This window comes from Defluviimonas salinarum (assembly GCF_026013545.1).
Taxonomy (GTDB): Bacteria; Pseudomonadota; Alphaproteobacteria; order Rhodobacterales; family Rhodobacteraceae; genus Albidovulum; species Albidovulum salinarum.
In genome coordinates this window covers 21,770-39,543 of record NZ_JAPDOG010000006.1, presented here as the reverse complement: position 1 = coordinate 39,543, position 17,774 = coordinate 21,770, and the positions used below count along the sequence as shown (strand labels likewise).

Genomic DNA, 17,774 nt, shown 5'->3' with positions numbered 1-17,774 from the left:
CCCCCGGGCTCCGCGAACGGAACACCCCGCCAGGGCGCTTACAGGAAGCCCCCGTCAGGGCGCGATGTTCTGGTTGATCCGGAACAGGTTGTCGGGGTCGTAGCGGCGCTTGATCTGGACCAGCCGCTCGTAGTTGCCGCCATAGTTGTCCTGCACCCGCCCGCTGTCGTCGTCGTCCATGAAGTTGATATAGCCGCCGGGCTCGGAATGCGGCGCCACGGCGTCCGAGTAATCCCGCACCCACTTGGTATGCGCGGCATCATGCGCCGGATCGTCCGAGGCGGCGATGATGACCATGGAGAAGTTCGCGTCGCGGTGGCCGAAGGCCGTGGCATCGGCGGCCACATCCTGGCAGGCGCCGTCGATCGGGTAGAGGTGCATGGTCGAGCTGACGGTCGGCGCGTTCGGCCCGTGCTTCACATGGGCGGCGATCGCCTCGTCGGTCAGCTCCTTGACGAAGTTGCCCTTCCAGTACTGGCGGATGCCGGTCGGGAACAGCCCGTCGAAGGCGCCGTTGATCGCCGGGTAGGGCAACGGGCCGACCATCTCGGCCTTGACCTCGGCGACTTCGTGGAACGCCTTGAACTGGCGCTCACCCTCCGCCGGGTCACCGGACCAGCAGGCCACGATGGCGGCGAACATGTCGCCGTGCCGGTTCTCCGGGATGAAGGGCAGCGGCGGCGCGATCTGGAACGCCGGGAAGCAGCCCATCTCGCGCGGGGCCGTCTTGATGTAGTCTCGGTAGAACTTGAAGATGTTCTCGGTCTCCTCGATCTCGTAGAACATCGGCCCCCAGTAGACGTTCTGGAGCGGCTGCAGCTTGTATTCGAGCGAGGTGCAGACCCCGAAGTTTCCGCCGCCGCCGCGCAGCGCCCAGAAGAGGTCGGCATTCTCGTTCTCGCTCGCGATCACCATCCTGCCATCGGCGGTCACCACGTCGGCGGAGATCAGGTTGTCGAGCGACAGCCCGTGCCCGCGCGACAGATAGCCGATGCCGCCTCCGAGCGTCAGCCCGGCGATGCCGGTTGTCGAGATCACGCCGCCGGTCGTGGCCAGCCCGAAGGCATGCGTCGCGGCGTTGAAATCGCCCCAGGTCGTGCCGCCCTCCGCCCGGACGGTCCGGGCGACCGGATCGACCCGGACCCCGCGCATGCGGGAAAAGTCCAGCACGACCCCGCCGTCATTGGTGCCGAACCCCGGTCCGCTGTGCCCGCCGCCGCGAACCGACAGGTCCAGGCGATTGTCGCGGGCAAAGTTGACGGTCGTCATCGCGTCGCCGGCATTCGCCACGCGCACGACGACCGCCGGACGCTTGTCGATCATGCCATTGTGAACCTTGCGGGCCGCTTCGAACTCCGCGTCGTCCGGAACGATCACGTCGCCCCTGATGAGTTCGCGCAGCTCGCTCGCTGTCCTAGCGGTCATGATATCCCCCCCGAGGATGAATCCTCTTATTCCTGCGCCGGGACCGTCCCGGAGCAATTTTCAATTTTACCATAAATACTTGGGTGAATGGGACGCTTCGACTCAACCCTAAGGCAGACATGTCGAACTCGACGGAGCAGCCTCTTGAGGGTGGCCCTGACGACACCCGCGCCCGTTACCGCAGGCCGATCGAAAGCGCCCTACGCTTCTGTCTCTCCTCATCGCTGCCATGAAGAATCGGAATCGGACCTCAGGTCTCTTGGAAGCCTCAGAGGTTCACATGAACATCGTCCCGCACCAGATGCCTTAACGCACCGCCTCCAGCAGCGCGTCGGGCATCCGGCAGTCACGCGCCGCGTCGGCGCCACAGGGCCGGAAGCCGAGATCGCGCGTGAGACAGATCCGCGCCTCCTGGATCCGCCCGGCCTTGCAGGTGATCGTGATCATCGGCGGCGCGAGTCCGGGATTGGCCTCGATGAAGGCCTCCTCGACGACCTCCGCCGGCAGGCGCAGGTCGCGGTCGAGCCGGGCCAGCAGCTCTGGGATCCGGACCTGCCCGTAGGCCCGTCGCGCGGTGTCGAAGTAGGCGTCCGGGGCGAGGCCCGAGCAGCGGCCATGTTTCTTCCACTGATACCAGGCGAGCCCGGCCGAGCCCATGATGTCGGCCATCGCTCGCGTCTCGCGGCGCGAGGGATCGCGCTCGGCGGTGCGGCAGTAGCTCGGCCAGCCGCTCTCGAACTGCGGCCAGAGCCCGTGCAGGGTGAAGCTGAAAGCCTGGCCCGGATCACACTGCTTGTCGCCGCGCGCGTCACCCTCCAGCGCGCAATAGCCTGGCGACCAGGAGAGCGACAGGATGTAGTAGTCGAACGCGCCCGCCGGCTCGCCCTCGGCGAGAGCTGGTGTGGCCAGCAGGGCAAGGGCGGCAAGCCAGCGCATTTTCTCTTTCCTCCTTTGCCCGGAAGGACTATATAGCCGCTGAACTTCCCCGAAAACGAGGAAAGGCGGCCCGAGGGTCGCGGCCGTTTTCCCGGCGCGGGAGAGATTTGTAAAGGAGACGCCTATGACCAAACCGCTCATGGCCAAGGCCACGGCCGTCTGGCTGGTGGACAACACGACGCTGAGCTTCAAGCAGATCGCCGATTTCTGCGGCCTGCACGAGCTCGAGGTGCAGGGCATCGCCGATGGCGACGTGGCCGCGGGCGTCAAGGGATTCGACCCGATCGCCAACAGCCAGCTCGACGCGTCCGAGATCGAGAAGGGCGAGAAGAACCCGCTGCACAAGCTGAAGCTGAAGTTCAACCCCGCCTCGGTGGGCGAGGAGAAGCGTCGGGGTCCGCGCTACACGCCCTTGTCGAAGCGGCAGGACCGGCCGGCGGCGATCCTGTGGCTGGTGAAGTTCCACCCCGAGCTCGCGGATGCCCAGATCGGCAAGCTCGTCGGCACCACCAAGCCGACCATCGCCTCGATCCGCGACCGGACGCACTGGAACATCAACCACATCACGCCGATCGACCCGGTGGCGCTCGGCCTCTGCCGCCAGTCGGAACTGGACGCCGCCGTCCAGAAGGCCGCGAAGAAGCGCGCCGCCGAGGGCTCGGTGATGACCGACGACGAGCGTCGCAAGCTGGTTTCGACCGAGCAGTCGCTCGGCATGTCGACCGAGCCGAAGATCCCCTCGTCGATCGCGGGGCTCGAGAACTTCTCGCTGTCAAAGTCCGAAGAGGACGACGAGGAGAAGAACCCGGCAGACTATTCCAATGCCGACAGCTTCTTCAACCTGCCGCATGGCGATGACGACGACGAAGACGACGACAAGTGATCCGCTGAAAACCCCGGCCCCGCGCCGGGGTTTGTCTTGGCCGGTCGGCGTATTGGTCCGCAATGGGACGCGTTCCGTCCCATTGTCCGCCCGGTCTCGGCTGGCGCGGCTTACACCTCGCTTCCCGGCATCCAGCGACGTGTGACCTCTGTGCTTCCATCAAATTGCGCTTCGAATATGGGCGAAGCGAGAACGGCCAACATGTGCAGTTCGCCGTCGCCGCAATTGCGGAACCCGTGGCGTCGTTTCGCAGGTATCAGCGCTGAGTAACCTGCATTCGCACGAACCCGTTCGCCGTCGATCCAGATCTCGGCCACGCCGGATAACACCGTCAGAACCTCTTCGGCCGGATGCCAATGGGTGGGGGCGCCGAGTCCTGGCTCACACCACTGTTCAAAGATTGAAAGCGCCGAGGCGTCCGTCAGCGCCGAGACGCGCATGCGCGTCAAAACGCCTGGACGCCATTCGCGGCGGGGCTGGCTGCAATGATCGATCAGCTCCACAGTAAATCTCCCCTTTTCAGCGGTTGGTACATGCGGAAGACGACGTGGCCTTGAACGCGCCCGGCAATCTTGGACAGGTGATTGCCTCTGCAATGCCCTGCTTGTCGTACACTGCGCGGCCTCGCACGAAGATCGGTTGCGCGTTGGTTCGAAGCCAGGCTTGACCGCTAGCGTTTCGATCCGCAGCCGTGTCGCACTTCCCGATCAGGCAACTGTACCGGCCGAACCGGCATCGAGCGCGACCAAAGTGCTTGTGGCCGAGCGGAAGCGAATGTCCCGAACCGGCGCGTAGTCGGCGCAGTCGTACCATTCCTTGAGCGCCGCCATGCTGGGAAACTCAATAATGACCATGCGATCGGGCGTCCAATCTCTCCCCGCCTCCAGTACTTCCAGATCTCCTCCACGAGAAAGGAAGCGCCCGCCGTATTTGCTGATCAAAGGCAAAACCGCCCGCTTATACTCTTCGAAGACGGCCGGGTCCGTGATTGTCTCGTCGGCGATAAGATATGCAGGCATGCGGTCACCCATTCCCGAACACATTCGCAAGCCAAGCGTAGCCTTGGGGTTCGCGCCGCGCAAATTCCGAATATCACAGTGGGCAGAAGACCGAACGGCTAACTGCCCGGAGCCAACGACCCGTCCCAGCCGCCTCAGTCGGCATCCAGGCAGTCGGCGATGGCGGTGCCGAGGTTTTGCAGCAGCGCCGGGTAGAGTTCCGCCCCGGTCGCCTCGCCGCGCCCTTCGGGGTCGAGCGGTGCGCCGATCCGGACCGGCGTGCCCTCGGCGAGTGTCTCGACCGGGGCCGGGTCGCGCCCGATCTCGGCGAAGATGCAGTCCGCCACGCCGGCTTCGAGGTGGCCGCGCACCTCGGACAGATGCGCGGCGCCCGGTTCGTGCGCGTCGCCCGACGCGAGGCTCGCGGTGACCGTCAGCCCGTAGTGCTCGGCGAAGTAACCGTAGGCGTCATGGGCGACGACGAAGCCCGCGTCGCCATGCGGGGCGAGGCGCTTGGCGAGCGCCTGGTCGATGGTCTTGATCCGCATCAGCGCCAGCGAGGCATTGGCCCGGTACGCGACCGAATTGCCGGGATCACGGGCCACGAGCGCGTCTGTGATCAGACCGATCCAGAGCGCGGCGTTGTCGGGGTCGAGCCAGGCATGGGGGTCGATTCCCTCCGCGCCGTGCGCGTCTTCGCTGTGCGTCGATCCGTGATCCGCATGCGATACCTCGGTGGTCGGCTCTTCGCCGTAATGGTGCAGATGCGTGGACTTGTCGTGGAGGAGCGATACCGTGGTGACCTCGGGGGCGGCGGCGAGTGCCCGCTCGAGCCAGGGGGTCATCTCCGGCCCGACCCAGATCACGAGCTCTGCGCTCTGCAGCGCGCGAACTTGAGAAGGGCGAAGCTGGAAGTCATGCGGATCGGCCCCGGCCTCCAGAAGCAGCGCCGGCGTGCCGAGATCGCCCATCACCAGCGCGGTCAGCGACTGCACGACCGGGATGTCGGTCACGACCGCGAGCGGGCCGGCCTTGAGCGGCGTGGCCGCGAGCGTCAGGGCGGCGAGGAGGGGCACGGTCAGGCGCATCGGGATCCATCGGGGATTGCGGCTCGGGTGGGTGTCTTGTATGTTATAGCATAACATGTCAACCCGAAAGTCCCCTCAGATGACCGATCCGCGCAGATCCTCCGACCCGGGCCTCGCCTTCGAGGCCCATGATCATGCGGATTGTGCTGGCGATGTCCTGCGCCGCGCCGAGGCGGTGAGCGCGGACCGCGGCGCCCGGCTGACGCCGGTCCGGCGGCGGGCGCTCGAGATCCTGCTCGAATCGCATCGCGCGATGGGGGCCTACGAGGTGCTGGAGCGGCTCGCCGAGGACGGGTTCGGCAACCAGCCCCCGGTGGCCTACCGGGCGCTCGATTTCCTCGTCGACCAGGGGCTCGCGCACCGGATCCGGCGGCTCAATGCCTTCGCCGCCTGCATGCATCCGGGCGAGGCGCACAGCCCGGCCTTCTTCATCTGCCGCTCCTGCAGTGCGGTCGCGGAAGCCCCGGCCGAGGCGGTGCGGGCGGCGATGGACAGCGCCGCCACGACGATCGGCTTTTCGGTCGAGCGGATGAACATCGAGGCGCTCGGCCTTTGCCCGGCCTGCCGGGAGACGGCGGCATGACCCTGATCGAGGCGCGCGGCCTCGCGGTCCGCCACGGGGCGCTCCCGGTGCTGCGGGATGTCGACATCGCCGTGCGGGCGGGCGAGATCGTGACCATCCTCGGGCCGAACGGCTCGGGCAAGTCGACGCTGGTCCGGGCGCTGATCGGGCTCGAGCCGGCGGCGGCGGGCGCGGTCGTGCGGCGGCCGGGGCTGCGGATCGGCTACGTGCCGCAGCGGCTGCAGATCGATCCGGTGCTGCCGCTGACGGTGCGCCGCTTCCTGTCGCTGCCGCGCCGCGTCGCCGATGCCGAGGCCGCGGCGGCACTGGAGCGGACCGGCGTCGGCGGGCTCGGGGCGCGGCAGATGTCGGCCCTGTCGGGCGGCCAGTTGCAGCGGGTGCTCCTGGCGAGGGCGTTGCTTGGCCGGCCCGAGATCCTGATCCTCGACGAGCCGACCCAGGGCCTCGACCAGATCGGCGAGGCCGCCTTCTACCGGCTTCTCGAGGAGGTGCGGCAGGAGAGCGGCGCGGCGGTGCTGATGGTCAGCCATGACCTGCATGTGGTGATGAGTACCTCGGACCGGGTGATCTGTCTCAATGGCCATGTCTGCTGCGAGGGTGCGCCGAAGGTCGTGTCGGCGGCGCCGGAGTACCGGGCGCTCTTCGGTCACGGCACCGGCGGGGCGTTGGCGCTCTATCGCCATGAGCATGACCATGACCATGACCACGGCGAAGGGCCGCACCATCATCACCACCACGATCACGCGCATGAGGCCGAGGATGCCTGACGATTTCCTGATCCGGGCGGCCCTGGCCGGGATCGGCCTGATGCTGGCCGCGGGACCCTTGGGAGCCTTCGTCGTCTGGCGGCGGATGGCCTATATGGGGGATGCGACCGCCCATGCCGCGGTGCTCGGCGTCGCGCTGGCGCTGGCGACCGAGCTGCCGGTGGCCTTCGGCACCGGCGTCGTGGCGCTCGCGATGGCGCTTGCGGTGGCGGGGCTGAGCGGGCGGGGCCGGACCGCCGATACTGCTCTCGGCGTACTCGCGCATTCGGCGCTCGCGCTCGGACTGGTCGCTGTCTCGTTCCTCAAGGGGGTGCGGGTCGACCTCTCGGCCTATCTCTTCGGTGACGTCCTGTCGGTGACGCGGGGCGACCTGGTCTGGATCTGGGGTGGCGCGGCGGCTGTGCTGGCGCTCCTCGCTTGGCGCTGGAACCGGCTTCTGACCGCCACCGTGAACGAGGAACTGGCGCAGGCCGCCGGGCTCGATCCGCGGCGCGAGAAGCTGGTGCTGACGCTGGCGCTGGCGCTGGTGGTGGCAGTGGCGATCAAGATCGTCGGCGCGCTTCTCGTCGCGGCCATGCTGATCATCCCGGCGGCGAGCGCGCGCGCCTTTGCGCGTACGCCCGAGGCGATGGCGGCCTGGGCGGTCGGGCTTGGCATCGTCGCGGTCCTGGCGGGGCTCTGGGCCTCGCTCGGCTTCGACACGCCGGCCGGGCCGTCGATCGTCGCCGCGGCCGCCGCGATCTTCTGTCTCAGTCTGATCCCGGGGCGGTCGGCGCGCTAGATTCTTGCCTCCGGCGGGGATATTTGGAGCAAGATGAAGACGCGGGGGCGGGCGATGGGCAATCATCTCTACGATGCGCTGTTCGGGCGGCATGAGGGCAGCGGGGCGGATTTCCTGATCCTGCCGGACGGCGGGCGGGTCAGCCACGCGGCTTTCGCCGCGCGCGCGGCGCGGTTCTCCGGCGCGCTGGCCGCGGCGGGGCTCGCGCCCGGCGACCGGGTGGCGCTGCAGCTGGAGAAAAGCCCCGACATGCTCGCCGTCATTGCCGGGGCGATCCGGGCGGGCGTGGTGTTCCTGCCGCTGAACCCGGCCTATACCGCGGCCGAGGTCTCGTATTTCGTCACCGATGCGGGGGCGAAGCTTCTTCTTTGCGACGGGGCGTCCGAGGCGGCTCTGGCGCCGGTCGCAGACGCGGCGGGGGCGGCGCTCGCGGTACTGAACGCCGACGGCACCGGAAGTTTCGCCGAGGCCGCGATCCGCGCCGAGCCCCTGCCGGTGGTCCCGTGCGAGTCGGGCGACCTCGCGGCGCTTCTTTACACCTCCGGCACGACGGGGCGGTCGAAGGGCGCGATGATGAGCCACGCGAACCTCCTGTCGAATGCCGAGGTCCTCGTCGACTACTGGCGCTTCACCGCCGATGACGTGCTGCTGCACGCCCTGCCGATCTTCCACACCCACGGGCTTTTCGTCGCGACCAACGTGGCGCTTCTGGCGGGCGCTCGCATGATCTTCCTGCCGAAGTTCGATGCAGGCGAGGTGATCCGCCACCTGCCGCAGGCGACGGCCATGATGGGGGTGCCGACCTTCTACACAAGGCTTCTCGACGATCCGCGCCTGACGCGCGATCTGGTCGCGGGGATGCGGCTCTTCATCTCCGGTTCGGCGCCCCTCCTGGCCGAGACCCACCGGCAATGGCAGGCGCGGACCGGGCACCGCATCCTCGAACGCTACGGCATGACCGAGACCAACATGAACACCTCGAACCCCTATGAGGGCGAGCGCAGGGCCGGCACCGTGGGGGTTCCGCTGCCGGGGGTGGAACTCAAGGTCTGCGACGGGACCGGGGCGGAGCTGCCGCGGGGCGAGATCGGCACGATCGAGGTCCGGGGGGCGAATGTCTTCCAGGGCTATTGGAACATGCCGGAAAAGACGGCCGAGGAGTTGCGGCCCGACGGGTTCTTCATCACCGGCGATCTCGGTCATGTCGATGGGGAGGGCTACGTGACCATCGTCGGGCGCGGCAAGGACCTGATCATCTCCGGCGGTTTCAACGTCTACCCGAAGGAAGTGGAGCTGGCGCTCGACGCGCTGCCGGGGGTCCTGGAAAGTGCGGTGATCGGCGCGCCGCATCCCGATTTCGGCGAGGGCGTCGTGGCCGTGGTGGTGCCCGAGGCCGGGGCGGAGCTAGCGCCCGATACGCTCAGGGCGGCGCTCGGCGGGAGCCTCGCGAAGTTCAAGCAGCCGAAACATATCGCGATCCGCGACGGCTTGCCGCGCAACACCATGGGCAAGGTGCAGAAGGCCCTGCTCAGGGAGGAGTTTCGCGCTACGTTCGCGACCGGGCGTTGAAACGGGCGCGCGGCGTCAGCGGGCCGCGAGGACCCGTCCCAGCGTCGCGGTGAAGCGGGCGATGCGGTCTGGCGTCGCCTCGGCAAAGCCGGTGATCAACCCCTCCTGCGGCGGGCCGAGGCAGTAGTCCGAGAGCGCAGCCGTGCCAAAGCCCGCGGCGTGGAGCGCGGTCAGAGCCGAGGCCTCGTGCCCCTCGGGCAGGCGAAAGCCGATCTGCACCCCGCCCGAGGGGTCCGCGACCTCGATCCCCGGAAGGGACCGCAGGGCTGCGGCGAGCGCCCGGCCGCGTTCGCCATAGACCTTGGCGATGCGGCGCAGATGGGCGCGGTAGCGGCCCGTCTCCATGAACTCCGCCAGCGCCGCCTGGGCATGGACATTGGCGGCGAGGCCGAGATTGCGCTGGGCGGCGCGGAGCGGCCCGGCGAGCCCGGGCGGAGCGACGATCCAGCCGATCCGCAGCGCTGGCATCAGCGCCTTCGCGGCGGTGCCGAGCGCGATCACCCGCTCGGGTGCCGAGCCCTGAAGGGCGGCGATCTCGCGCCCGTGCCAGTGGAACTCGCTGTCGTAATCGTCCTCGACGAGAAAGCCGTCCGAGATGCGGGCATGGTCGAGTGCCTCGGCCCGGCGGCGGAGCGAGAGGCGATGACCCATCGGGTACTGGTTCGCCGGCGTGAGATAGGTGAGCCGGGCGCGGGGGGCTGCGCTGACATCGGCGCCCTCGGTGTCGACCGGCAGGGGCAGGGTGGACAGTCCCGCGCCGCGAAACGCCGCCCTTGTGCCGGGATAGCCCGGCTCCTCGACCAGCGCGGTGTCGCCCGGGTCGGCGAGCGCGAGCGCGAGGAGCGCGAGTGAGGCCTGGCTGCCGGGCGTGATCAGGATGTCATCGGGGGCGACCTGCATGCCCCGATCCGCCGCGAGGCGCCGGGCGAGGACCTCGCGCAAAGCCGGCAGGCCGGAATACTCCCCGTAGGCGAAGGCTCCGCCGAGCCGGCGGCGGGAGGCTCGGCGCAGATGCATCGCCCAGTCGTCGCGCGGAAAGAGCGGCTCGTCGGGATGGCCCGGCGCCATGATCCCGCCGCCGCTCCGGCGTCGCTCCTCGGCCCAGGCATGTCCGCGCGCACTGGGGCCGGGGCTTTGCTCGGCCGCGCCCATCGCGGGCCCCGCTTCCGCTGGCGGCAGGATCTCCGGCGCGGCGCCGGGGCGGATCACCACCGCGCCCTCGGCGCGCAGAAGCTCGTAAGCCGCGTTCACCGTGTTGCGCGAGACCCCGAGTGCCGCGGCCGCCGCGCGGGAGGAGGGGAGCTGTCCGCGCGCCCGGCCGGTTCGGATCGCCTCCAGCAGGTCTCGGTAGAGCTGCACCGTCAGCGGGCTTTCGGCGTTGCGGTCGGGCGTGGAGAGCGCGGTTAGGACAAGTGGTTCCATGAAACTTACAGATTCTGGCCCTTTGAGAGAACCATAAGTGCGGCTATCCCGGACCGCAAGACAGGAGAGCCCATGACCCGCCCCCCCGCCTATGCCCGCATCCGCAATCCCAACCGCAAGGTCGAGGACGAGGCCGTCGCCCATGCGATCCTCGACCAAGGCCTTGTCGCCCATGTCGGCTTCATCGCCGAGGACCGGCCGATGGTCATTCCCATGGCCTATGCTCGCGACGGCGACCGGCTCTATATCCACGGCGCCTCGAAGACGCGGGCGGTGGCCCGTACCGGGGGGCTGCCGATGTGTCTCACGGTGACGCTGCTCGACGGGATCGTCGCGGCGCGCTCGGCCTTCCATCACTCGGTCAACTACCGTTCCGTCGTCGTCCACGGCATGGCGCGCAAGGTGACCGGGCGCGAGGAGTTCGACCGGGCGCTCAGGCTCATCACCGAGCATCTCCTGCCGGGCCGGTATGACGAGATCCGCGCCAACACGGCGCAGGAGGAGAAGGCCACCGGCGTGCTGGCACTCGACATCGAGGTGATGACGGTGAAGGTCCGTTCCGGCCCGCCGGTGGATGACGAGGCCGACCACGCGCTCGACCTCTGGAGCGGAGTCCTGCCGGTGACGACGGCGATCGGGCGCGGCGTGCCGGACGGGTTCACCCGCGCGGATCGGCCCGAGCCGGCGAGCTTCGCGCGGGCCCGGACGAAGTTCCTGACCTGAACCGGCGCCTCAGCGCCCGACGCCGGTATAGGCCACGAACCCGGCCGCTTCGGCATCCTTCGGCGAATAGATGTTGCGCAGGTCGGCCATGCGCGCCGTCGCCATCGCGCCGGCCAGCCGCGCGAGGTCGAGCGCGCGGAACTCGTTCCACTCGGTCAGGAGCACGACGACATCGGCATCCTTCGCAGCGGCATAGGCGTCGTCCATCCAGCTCACGCCGGGCAGGAGGTGTTCACCCTCGCGCCGCCCCTGCGGGTCGACGACGCGGACCTTCGCCCCGCCGCCCACCAGCGCCGGCACGATCGTCAGCGCGGGCGCGTCGCGCATGTCATCGGTGTTGGGCTTGAAGGTCACGCCGAGCACGGCGACGGTCTTGCCGTTCGCCGAGCCATCGAGCAAGTCCAGCACCTTCTCGACCATGCGCCGCTTGACCTCCTCGTTGACCTTGATCACGGTCTCGACGATCTGCATGGGGGCGGCATGATCCTGCCCGATCCGGGCAAGCGCCGAGGTATCCTTGGGGAAGCACGAGCCGCCATAGCCCGGCCCGGCATGGAGGAATTTGTTGCCGATCCGTCCGTCGAGCCCGATCCCCTTCGAGACCTGCTTCACGTCGGCGCCGACCCGCTCGCAGAGCCGCGCCACCTCGTTGATGAAGGTGATCTTCGTGGCGAGGAAGGCGTTGGCCGCGTACTTGATCATCTCGGCGGTCTCGAGATCGGTGTAGAGGATCGGGAAGTCGCGCAGGAAGAGCGGCCGGTAGATCTCGCCCATCACCTTCCTCGCACGCTCCGAGGTGACGCCGACGACGACCCGGTCGGGGCGCATGAAGTCGTCGATCGCGGCGCCCTCGCGCAGGAACTCGGGATTGGAGGCGACGTCGAAATCGGCCTCGGGCGCGGCCGCCTCGATCGCGGCGCGCACGGCGGCATTGGTGCCGACCGGCACGGTCGACTTGGTGACGATGACGGCATAGCCGGTGAGCGCGCGGCCGATCTCTTCGGCCGCCGCCATCACATAGGTCAGGTCGGCATGGCCGTCGCCGCGCCGCGTGGGCGTGCCGACGGCGATGAAGACCGCCTCGGCCCCGTTTACGGCGGCCTTCAGGTCGCCGGTGAAGGCGAGGCGGCCGGCAGCAACGTTGCGGGCCATGAGCGCCTGGAGACCGGGCTCGTAGATTGGCACCTCGCCGTTGGTCAGCATCTCGACCTTGCGCGGATCCTTGTCGACGCAGATGACCTCATGGCCGAAATCCGAAAAGCAGACGCCCGAGACAAGGCCGACATATCCGGTGCCGATCATCGCGATTTTCATGTGGGCATCCCTGATAAAGCCTTTGTTCCGACATGAGGCCAACAGCTTCTAACTGTCAACGTCCGCGCTGGGAATGGGAGCAACCGGCCGGTGCACTGGTTCCGAAACGGCGACGGTCCAAGCGGCCGTCGCCCTTTTCGGATGCATGAAAAACGGCTCGGGGCGGCCCGGCGGCCCGCTCTTTCATCTTGCGAAAAGCATCCCCGCTTGAGGCCCGTCCGGCCCCCGGCCGGACACCCTCACATGCAGGCGTCGTAAAGCGCGCGGGTGTTCTCGCGCGTCATCTCGACCGGGTTGCCGCCGCAGGACGGATCCTCGAGCGCCATCTCGGTCAGCTCGTCGAGCCGCGCGGCCTCGACCCCCATCGCGGCGAGATTCGCCGGGATGCCGAGTTCGGAGCGGAGATCCATCACCCGCGCGCGGAACCCGTCGAAGCCGCCCTTGATGCCGAGATAGGCGGCGGCCTTTTCGATCCGGCCCTCGATGGCGGCGCGGTTGAAGTCGAGCACCATCGGCATCACCACCGCATTCGTGGTGCCGTGATGGGTGCCGTAGACCGCGCCGACCGGGTGCGAGAGCGAATGGATCGCGCCGAGGCCCTTCTGGAAGGCGACCGCCCCCATCGCGGCGGCGGACATCATGTGGGCGCGGGCTTCGAGGTCGGTCGGGTTGGCATAGACCTTCTGCAGGTTTTCCATGACCAGCCGCATGCCTTCAAGCGCGATGCCCTGGCTCATGGGGTGATAGAAGGGACTGCAGAAGGCTTCGAGGCAATGGGCGAGCGCGTCCATGCCCGTTCCGGCCGTGATGAACTTCGGCATCCCCACGGTCAGTTCCGGGTCGCAGATCGTCACCGCGGGCAGCAGCTTCGGGTGGAAGATGATCTTCTTCTTGTGGGTGGCGGAGTTGGTCAGCACCCCGGCGCGGCCGACCTCCGATCCGGTGCCGGCGGTGGTCGGCACCGCGACGATCGGGGCAATGGTCGTGGGGTTCGCGCGGGTCCACCAGTCGCCGATATCCTCAAGCTCCCAGACGCTGATCTTCTGGTCGACCATCAGCGCGATCATCTTGCCGAGGTCCAAGGCCGAGCCGCCGCCGAAGCAGACCACCCCGTCGTGGCCGCCGGCGCGGTAGACCTTGAGCCCGGCCTCCATGTTGGCCTCGTTGGGATTCGGGTCGACCTCGGAAAAGACCGCGCGACCGAGGCCGGCTCCGTCGAGGATGTCGAGCGCCTCGGCCGTGATCGGCAGCGAGGCGAGCGCCTTGTCGGTGACGAGGAGCGGCTTCTTCATGCCGACCGCCTTGCAGTGGTCGGCAAGCTCCTTGATGCGGCCGGGGCCGAACTTGACGGCGGTCGGGTAGGACCAGTTGGCGGTGGGGGCGGTCATTTCGTCACTTTCTTCAGATGATAGGATTTCGGCCGCGTGACCGAGTGGAAGCCCAAGGGCGAGAGCGCCGCGCCGCGCCCGGTATCCTTGCAGCCGGTCCAGCAGAGCGCGGGGTCGAGATAGTCGCAGCGGTTCTGGAACACCGTTCCGGTCTCCAGCCGCCGGCCGATCCGTGCGGCGCGTGTGCTGTCGGCGGTCCAGAGCGAGACCGTCAGGCCATAGTCGCAGTCGTTCATCATCGCGATGGCGTGGTCGTCGTCCTTCACCGGCATGATGCCGACGACGGGGCCGAAGCTTTCCTCTCGCATCACCCGCATCTCGTGATTGACGCCGACGAGGATCTGCGGCGCGAGATAGGCGCCGCCGTCGTCCTCGGGGAAGAGCGCGGGGTCGATGAGCGCGGTGGCGCCGTCCGTCACGGCATCGGCGATCTGGCTGCGCACCATGTCGGCAAAGCGTCGGTTCGCCATCGGCCCGAGCGTCGTCGTCTCCTCGAACGGGTTGCCGAGCTTGAGGTTCTTCACCCAGTCCACGGCCTTCTCGACGAAGGCGTCGTAGAGGCTCTCGTGGACATAGATCCGCTCGATCCCGCAGCAGCACTGGCCGGCATTGTACATCGCCCCGTCCATCAGGCTGTCGACGGCGGCGTCGAGATCGGCGTCGTCCATGACGTAGCCCGGATCCTTGCCGCCGAGCTCCAGCCCGAGCGCGGTGAAGGTGCCGGCGGCGGCCTTCTCCATCGCCGCGCCTCCACCGACCGAGCCGGTGAAGTTGACGAAGCCGAAGGCGCGGCTGCCGATCAGTTCCTCGGTGACGTGGTGATCGAGGACGACGTTCTGGAACACGTCCTCGGGGATACCGGCGGCGTGGAAGGCCTCGGCCAGCCGCTCGCCCACCAGAAGCGTCTGGGTCGCGTGTTTCAGGATCACCGCGTTGCCGGCGATGAGCGCAGGCGCCAGCGTGTTGATCGTGGTGAGATAGGGGTAGTTCCACGGCGCCACGATGAAGACGAGCCCGTGCGGCTCGCGCTCGATCCGGCGCTCGAAGAGGTTGGAGTTCTCCACCACCATCGGCGAAAGCGTCTCGGCCGCGATTTCCGACATGTAATTCGTCCGGTCGTTGACGCCGCCGAACTCTCCGCCATAGCGGGTGGGGCGGCCCATCTGCCAGGCAAGCTCCTCGACCACCTGCGGCTTCATCTCGTTGAGCCGCGCGACGCCCGCCTTGACGAGCGCGATACGCTCATCGAGCGGCCGCTCCGCCCATTCGGGCTGGGCGGCCTTGGCGCGCGCCACGGCGGCCTCGGCCTCGGCGAGCGTCAGGGCCGGACGCTCTGCATAGACCCGCCCGTTCACGGGTGAGATGCACTGGATCATCTTCGTCATGTTGTCCTCGCTTGGCGCCCTTCGCGCCGGTTGCGGCGTCAGAGCCGCTCGAAACCCCGTTTCACTTCCCAATCCGTCACCACACGGTTCTGTTCCTCGATCTCCCAATGGGCGGCGCGCACATAGTGGTCCACCACCTCGTCGCCGAAGGCCGCGCGGAGCATCTTCGACTTCTGCATCAGCGCCGCCGCCTCGCCGAGCGTATGCGGGATCTCGCGCACGCGTTTCGCGTGGTAGATGTCGCCGGTGTTCGCAGGTTCAAGTTCCAGCTTCCGCTCGATCCCGGCAAGTCCCGCCGCCAGCAACCCGGCGCAGGCCATGTAGGGGTTGAGATCGGCCCCGCCGATCCGGCATTCGACGCGGATCGCCCTGGTGTTCTCGCCACAGACGCGAAACCCGGCGGTGCGGTTGTCGAAGGACCAGACCGCCTTCGTGGGCGCGAACATGCCGACGACGAAGCGCTTGTAGGAGTTGATGTAGGGCGCGAGCAAGGCCGTGATCTCGCGGGCATGAGCGAGCTGCCCGGCAACGTAGTGGCGCATGAGATCGGACATGCCATGCGGGTCCTTCTCGTCGCGGAAGGCGGGCTTGCCGCCCTTCCACAGGGACTGGTGGACATGGCTCGATGAGCCCGCGCGTTCGTGGCTGTATTTCGCCATGAAGGTCGCGGCGCGGCCCTGTTGGTGGGCGATCTCCTTCACGCCGTTCTTGATGATCGCGTGCATGTCGCAGGTATCGAGCGCGTCGGAATACTTCGCGTTGATCTCCTCCTGACCGACCTCGGCCTCTCCCTTCGAGTTCTCGATCGGGATACCGGCGCCCCAGAGCCCGTTGCGGATCGCCCGCATCACGCTTTCTTCCTTGGTGGTGCCGAAGATCGAATAGTCGATGTTGTGGCGGCCGAGCGGCTGAAGGTTCTGGTAGTTCCGGTCATTGAGGGCGTCGTAGCTGTCCTGGAACAGGAAGAACTCCAGTTCCGTCGCCATCATCGCGTCGAAACCCATCGCCTTGGCGCGGGCGATCTGGCGCTTGAGGATCGCGCGGGGGCTGACGGCGACCTCTTCATGCGTGTGATGGTCGAGAAGGTCGCAGAGCACCATCGCGGTGCCGTCAAGCCAGGGAACGCGGCGGAGCGTGGAAAGGTCGGGCTTCAGGACGTAGTCACCGTAGCCCTTTTCCCAGCTTGCCGACTTGTAGCCCGGCACGGTGTACATCTCGACATCGACGGCGAGGAGGTAGTTGCAGCAATGCGTCTCCTCCCAGGCGCTCTCGACGAAATGCTGCGCGACGAAGCGCTTGCCCATCAGCCGCCCCTGCATGTCAGGGAAACAGGCGAGCACGGTGTCGATCTCGCCGGCGGCGACTGCCTTCTTGAGCGCGTCGAAAGTCAGATTGGCGGGCATTCGGTCTTCACTCCCTCTCGAACCTCATCGGGCGCGGCGTGTCCGCCGCGCCCCGTATCGTCACCTTAATGGATCAGGTGTAGCGGTAGGGCCGCCCGGCCTTGTCCATCGCCTCGTTATAGGCCTTGAAGATATTCACGATCTTGGCCTTGGTCTCGCTTTCGGCCGCGATCTCGTCCCAGAATGCGCGGGCTGCGGTCTCGACCTGGGCCCATTCCTCGTCGGGGATCGAGGTGAGTTGCAGCTTGGTGCCATCGACGCGCAGCTTCGCCTCGCCGGCCCAGTACCAGTGCTGGCGGTAGTAGTGGCTGGCGTCGAAGCAGACGCGCACCAGTTCCTGTAGATGCTCGGGCAGTTCGTTCCAGCGGTCCATGTTGGCGAAGAAATGGCCGATCCAGGCGCCGGAGATGTTGTTCGTCAGGAAGTAGTTCGTCACGTCGGCCCAGCCCACCGTATAGTCCTCGGTGATGCCCGACCAGGCGACGCCGTCGAGCTCGCCGGTCTGCACCGCGACCTCGATATCCTCCCAGGGCAGCGTCACCGGAACGACGCCGAACTGCGCGAGGAAACGGCCTGCGGTCGGGAAGGTGAAGACCCGCTTGCCCTTAAGGTCGGCGAGCGAGTTGATCGGGTCCTTGGTGGCGAAGTTGCAGGGGTCCCAGGAGCCGGCGGAGATATGCTTGACGCCGACCTTGGCGTATTCCTCGTCCCAGATCTCGTTGAGGCCCCAGTTGTGGAAGAGCGCGGGCACGTCGAGCGAGTAGCGCGAGGCGAAGGGGAAGTAGCCGCCGAAGACCGTGACCTCGGTCGGCGAGACCATCGAGTCGTCGTCCGATTGCACCGCGTCGATCGTGCCGCGCTGCATCGCCTGGAACAGCTCTCCGGTCGGCACCAGCTGGTCGGAGAAGTAGAGTTCGATCTCCATCTGACCCGCGGCGATCTTGTTGAAGCTGTCGATTGCCGGTTTCACCACATGTTCACCAAGCGCGGCGCCGGCATAGGTCTGAAGCCGCCACTTGATCGGCGATTGTCCGTGAACGGCGGGCGCGGCGAGCGTCGCGGCACCGGCGGCGGCGCCGGCCGTCAGAAACTTGCGTCTCGTTGTCATC

The 17,774-nt window shown here is 67.7% G+C and carries 17 protein-coding genes; 6 read left to right on the top strand and 11 right to left on the bottom strand.

Features of this window, described 5'->3' with window-relative positions; translation table 11 throughout:
- Positions 1–54 precede the first annotated feature (54 nt).
- Positions 55–1,425 carry an FAD-binding oxidoreductase gene (locus tag OM960_RS08390; protein ID WP_263333934.1) on the bottom strand — a complete coding sequence of 457 codons (1,371 nt, stop codon included), beginning with the start codon at positions 1,423–1,425 and terminating at the stop codon, positions 55–57.
- Positions 1,426–1,731: 306 nt separating this feature from the next.
- Positions 1,732–2,361 carry a ribonuclease T2 family protein gene (locus OM960_RS08385; protein ID WP_264771650.1) on the bottom strand — a complete coding sequence of 210 codons (630 nt, stop codon included), beginning with the start codon at positions 2,359–2,361 and terminating at the stop codon, positions 1,732–1,734.
- 124 nt (positions 2,362–2,485) lie between these two features.
- Between OM960_RS08385 and OM960_RS08380 the strand changes: the two genes are divergently transcribed.
- Entirely contained in the window at positions 2,486–3,244 is a 759-nt protein-coding gene (locus OM960_RS08380; protein WP_263333930.1) for a DUF1013 domain-containing protein, read from the top strand.
- A 110-nt stretch (positions 3,245–3,354) separates the two neighbouring features.
- Here the strand turns inward: OM960_RS08380 and OM960_RS08375 are convergent, their stop codons facing one another.
- From OM960_RS08375 to OM960_RS08365, 3 genes are all read right to left on the bottom strand, one after another.
- A complete protein-coding gene (locus OM960_RS08375) occupies positions 3,355–3,747 on the bottom strand; it encodes a cupin domain-containing protein (RefSeq protein WP_264771649.1) in 393 nt (130 codons plus the stop codon).
- A 204-nt stretch (positions 3,748–3,951) separates the two neighbouring features.
- Complete coding sequence (locus OM960_RS08370; protein ID WP_264771648.1) at positions 3,952–4,275, bottom strand: DUF1330 domain-containing protein; 324 nt, start codon at positions 4,273–4,275, stop codon at positions 3,952–3,954.
- Between the two features lie 122 nt (positions 4,276–4,397).
- Entirely contained in the window at positions 4,398–5,330 is a 933-nt protein-coding gene (locus OM960_RS08365; protein ID WP_263333925.1) for a zinc ABC transporter substrate-binding protein, read from the bottom strand.
- Between the two features lie 79 nt (positions 5,331–5,409).
- Between OM960_RS08365 and OM960_RS08360 the strand changes: the two genes are divergently transcribed.
- Genes OM960_RS08360 through OM960_RS08345 form a run of 4 tightly spaced genes read left to right on the top strand, consistent with a single transcriptional unit; the run spans position 5,410 to position 9,030 of the window.
- Positions 5,410–5,913 (top strand): transcriptional repressor, encoded by a 504-nt coding sequence (locus OM960_RS08360; protein ID WP_264771647.1) that lies wholly within the window; start codon positions 5,410–5,412, stop codon positions 5,911–5,913.
- Positions 5,910–6,680: a metal ABC transporter ATP-binding protein gene (locus tag OM960_RS08355; RefSeq protein ID WP_263333922.1), complete on the top strand. Its 771-nt coding sequence runs from the start codon at positions 5,910–5,912 to the stop codon at positions 6,678–6,680. Before OM960_RS08360 ends, OM960_RS08355 begins: the two co-directional genes overlap by 4 nt.
- Complete coding sequence (locus tag OM960_RS08350; protein WP_411709785.1) at positions 6,595–7,461, top strand: metal ABC transporter permease; 867 nt, start codon at positions 6,595–6,597, stop codon at positions 7,459–7,461. Before OM960_RS08355 ends, OM960_RS08350 begins: the two co-directional genes overlap by 86 nt.
- Before the next feature lie 54 nt (positions 7,462–7,515).
- Complete coding sequence (locus OM960_RS08345) at positions 7,516–9,030, top strand: malonate--CoA ligase (protein ID WP_264771646.1); 1,515 nt, start codon at positions 7,516–7,518, stop codon at positions 9,028–9,030.
- Between the two features lie 15 nt (positions 9,031–9,045).
- Here OM960_RS08345 and OM960_RS08340 read toward each other — a convergent pair whose 3' ends face one another.
- The gene (locus tag OM960_RS08340) at positions 9,046–10,452 is read right to left on the bottom strand and encodes an aminotransferase-like domain-containing protein (RefSeq protein ID WP_264771645.1); all 1,407 of its coding nucleotides are present in this window, start codon (positions 10,450–10,452) and stop codon (positions 9,046–9,048) included.
- Positions 10,453–10,524: 72 nt separating this feature from the next.
- Between OM960_RS08340 and OM960_RS08335 the strand changes: the two genes are divergently transcribed.
- Entirely contained in the window at positions 10,525–11,175 is a 651-nt protein-coding gene (locus tag OM960_RS08335) for a pyridoxamine 5'-phosphate oxidase family protein (protein WP_263333919.1), read from the top strand.
- A gap of 9 nt (positions 11,176–11,184) precedes the next feature.
- Here OM960_RS08335 and OM960_RS08330 read toward each other — a convergent pair whose 3' ends face one another.
- The 5 genes from OM960_RS08330 to OM960_RS08310 form a co-directional block, all read right to left on the bottom strand.
- Positions 11,185–12,489, bottom strand: coding sequence for a UDP-glucose dehydrogenase family protein (locus tag OM960_RS08330; RefSeq protein ID WP_264771644.1), 1,305 nt, complete (start codon positions 12,487–12,489; stop codon positions 11,185–11,187).
- 239 nt (positions 12,490–12,728) lie between these two features.
- A complete protein-coding gene (locus tag OM960_RS08325; protein WP_264771643.1) occupies positions 12,729–13,877 on the bottom strand; it encodes an iron-containing alcohol dehydrogenase in 1,149 nt (382 codons plus the stop codon).
- Positions 13,874–15,262, bottom strand: a complete 1,389-nt coding sequence (locus OM960_RS08320) for an aldehyde dehydrogenase family protein (protein WP_264771642.1) — start codon at positions 15,260–15,262, stop codon at positions 13,874–13,876. The genes OM960_RS08325 and OM960_RS08320 overlap by 4 nt, the downstream gene beginning before the upstream one ends.
- Positions 15,263–15,300: 38 nt before the next feature.
- Positions 15,301–16,665 (bottom strand): glutamine synthetase family protein, encoded by a 1,365-nt coding sequence (locus OM960_RS08315; RefSeq protein ID WP_264771641.1) that lies wholly within the window; start codon positions 16,663–16,665, stop codon positions 15,301–15,303.
- 73 nt (positions 16,666–16,738) lie between these two features.
- Positions 16,739–17,773, bottom strand: coding sequence for a TRAP transporter substrate-binding protein (locus tag OM960_RS08310; protein WP_263333910.1), 1,035 nt, complete (start codon positions 17,771–17,773; stop codon positions 16,739–16,741).
- Position 17,774: the final 1 nt, after the last annotated feature.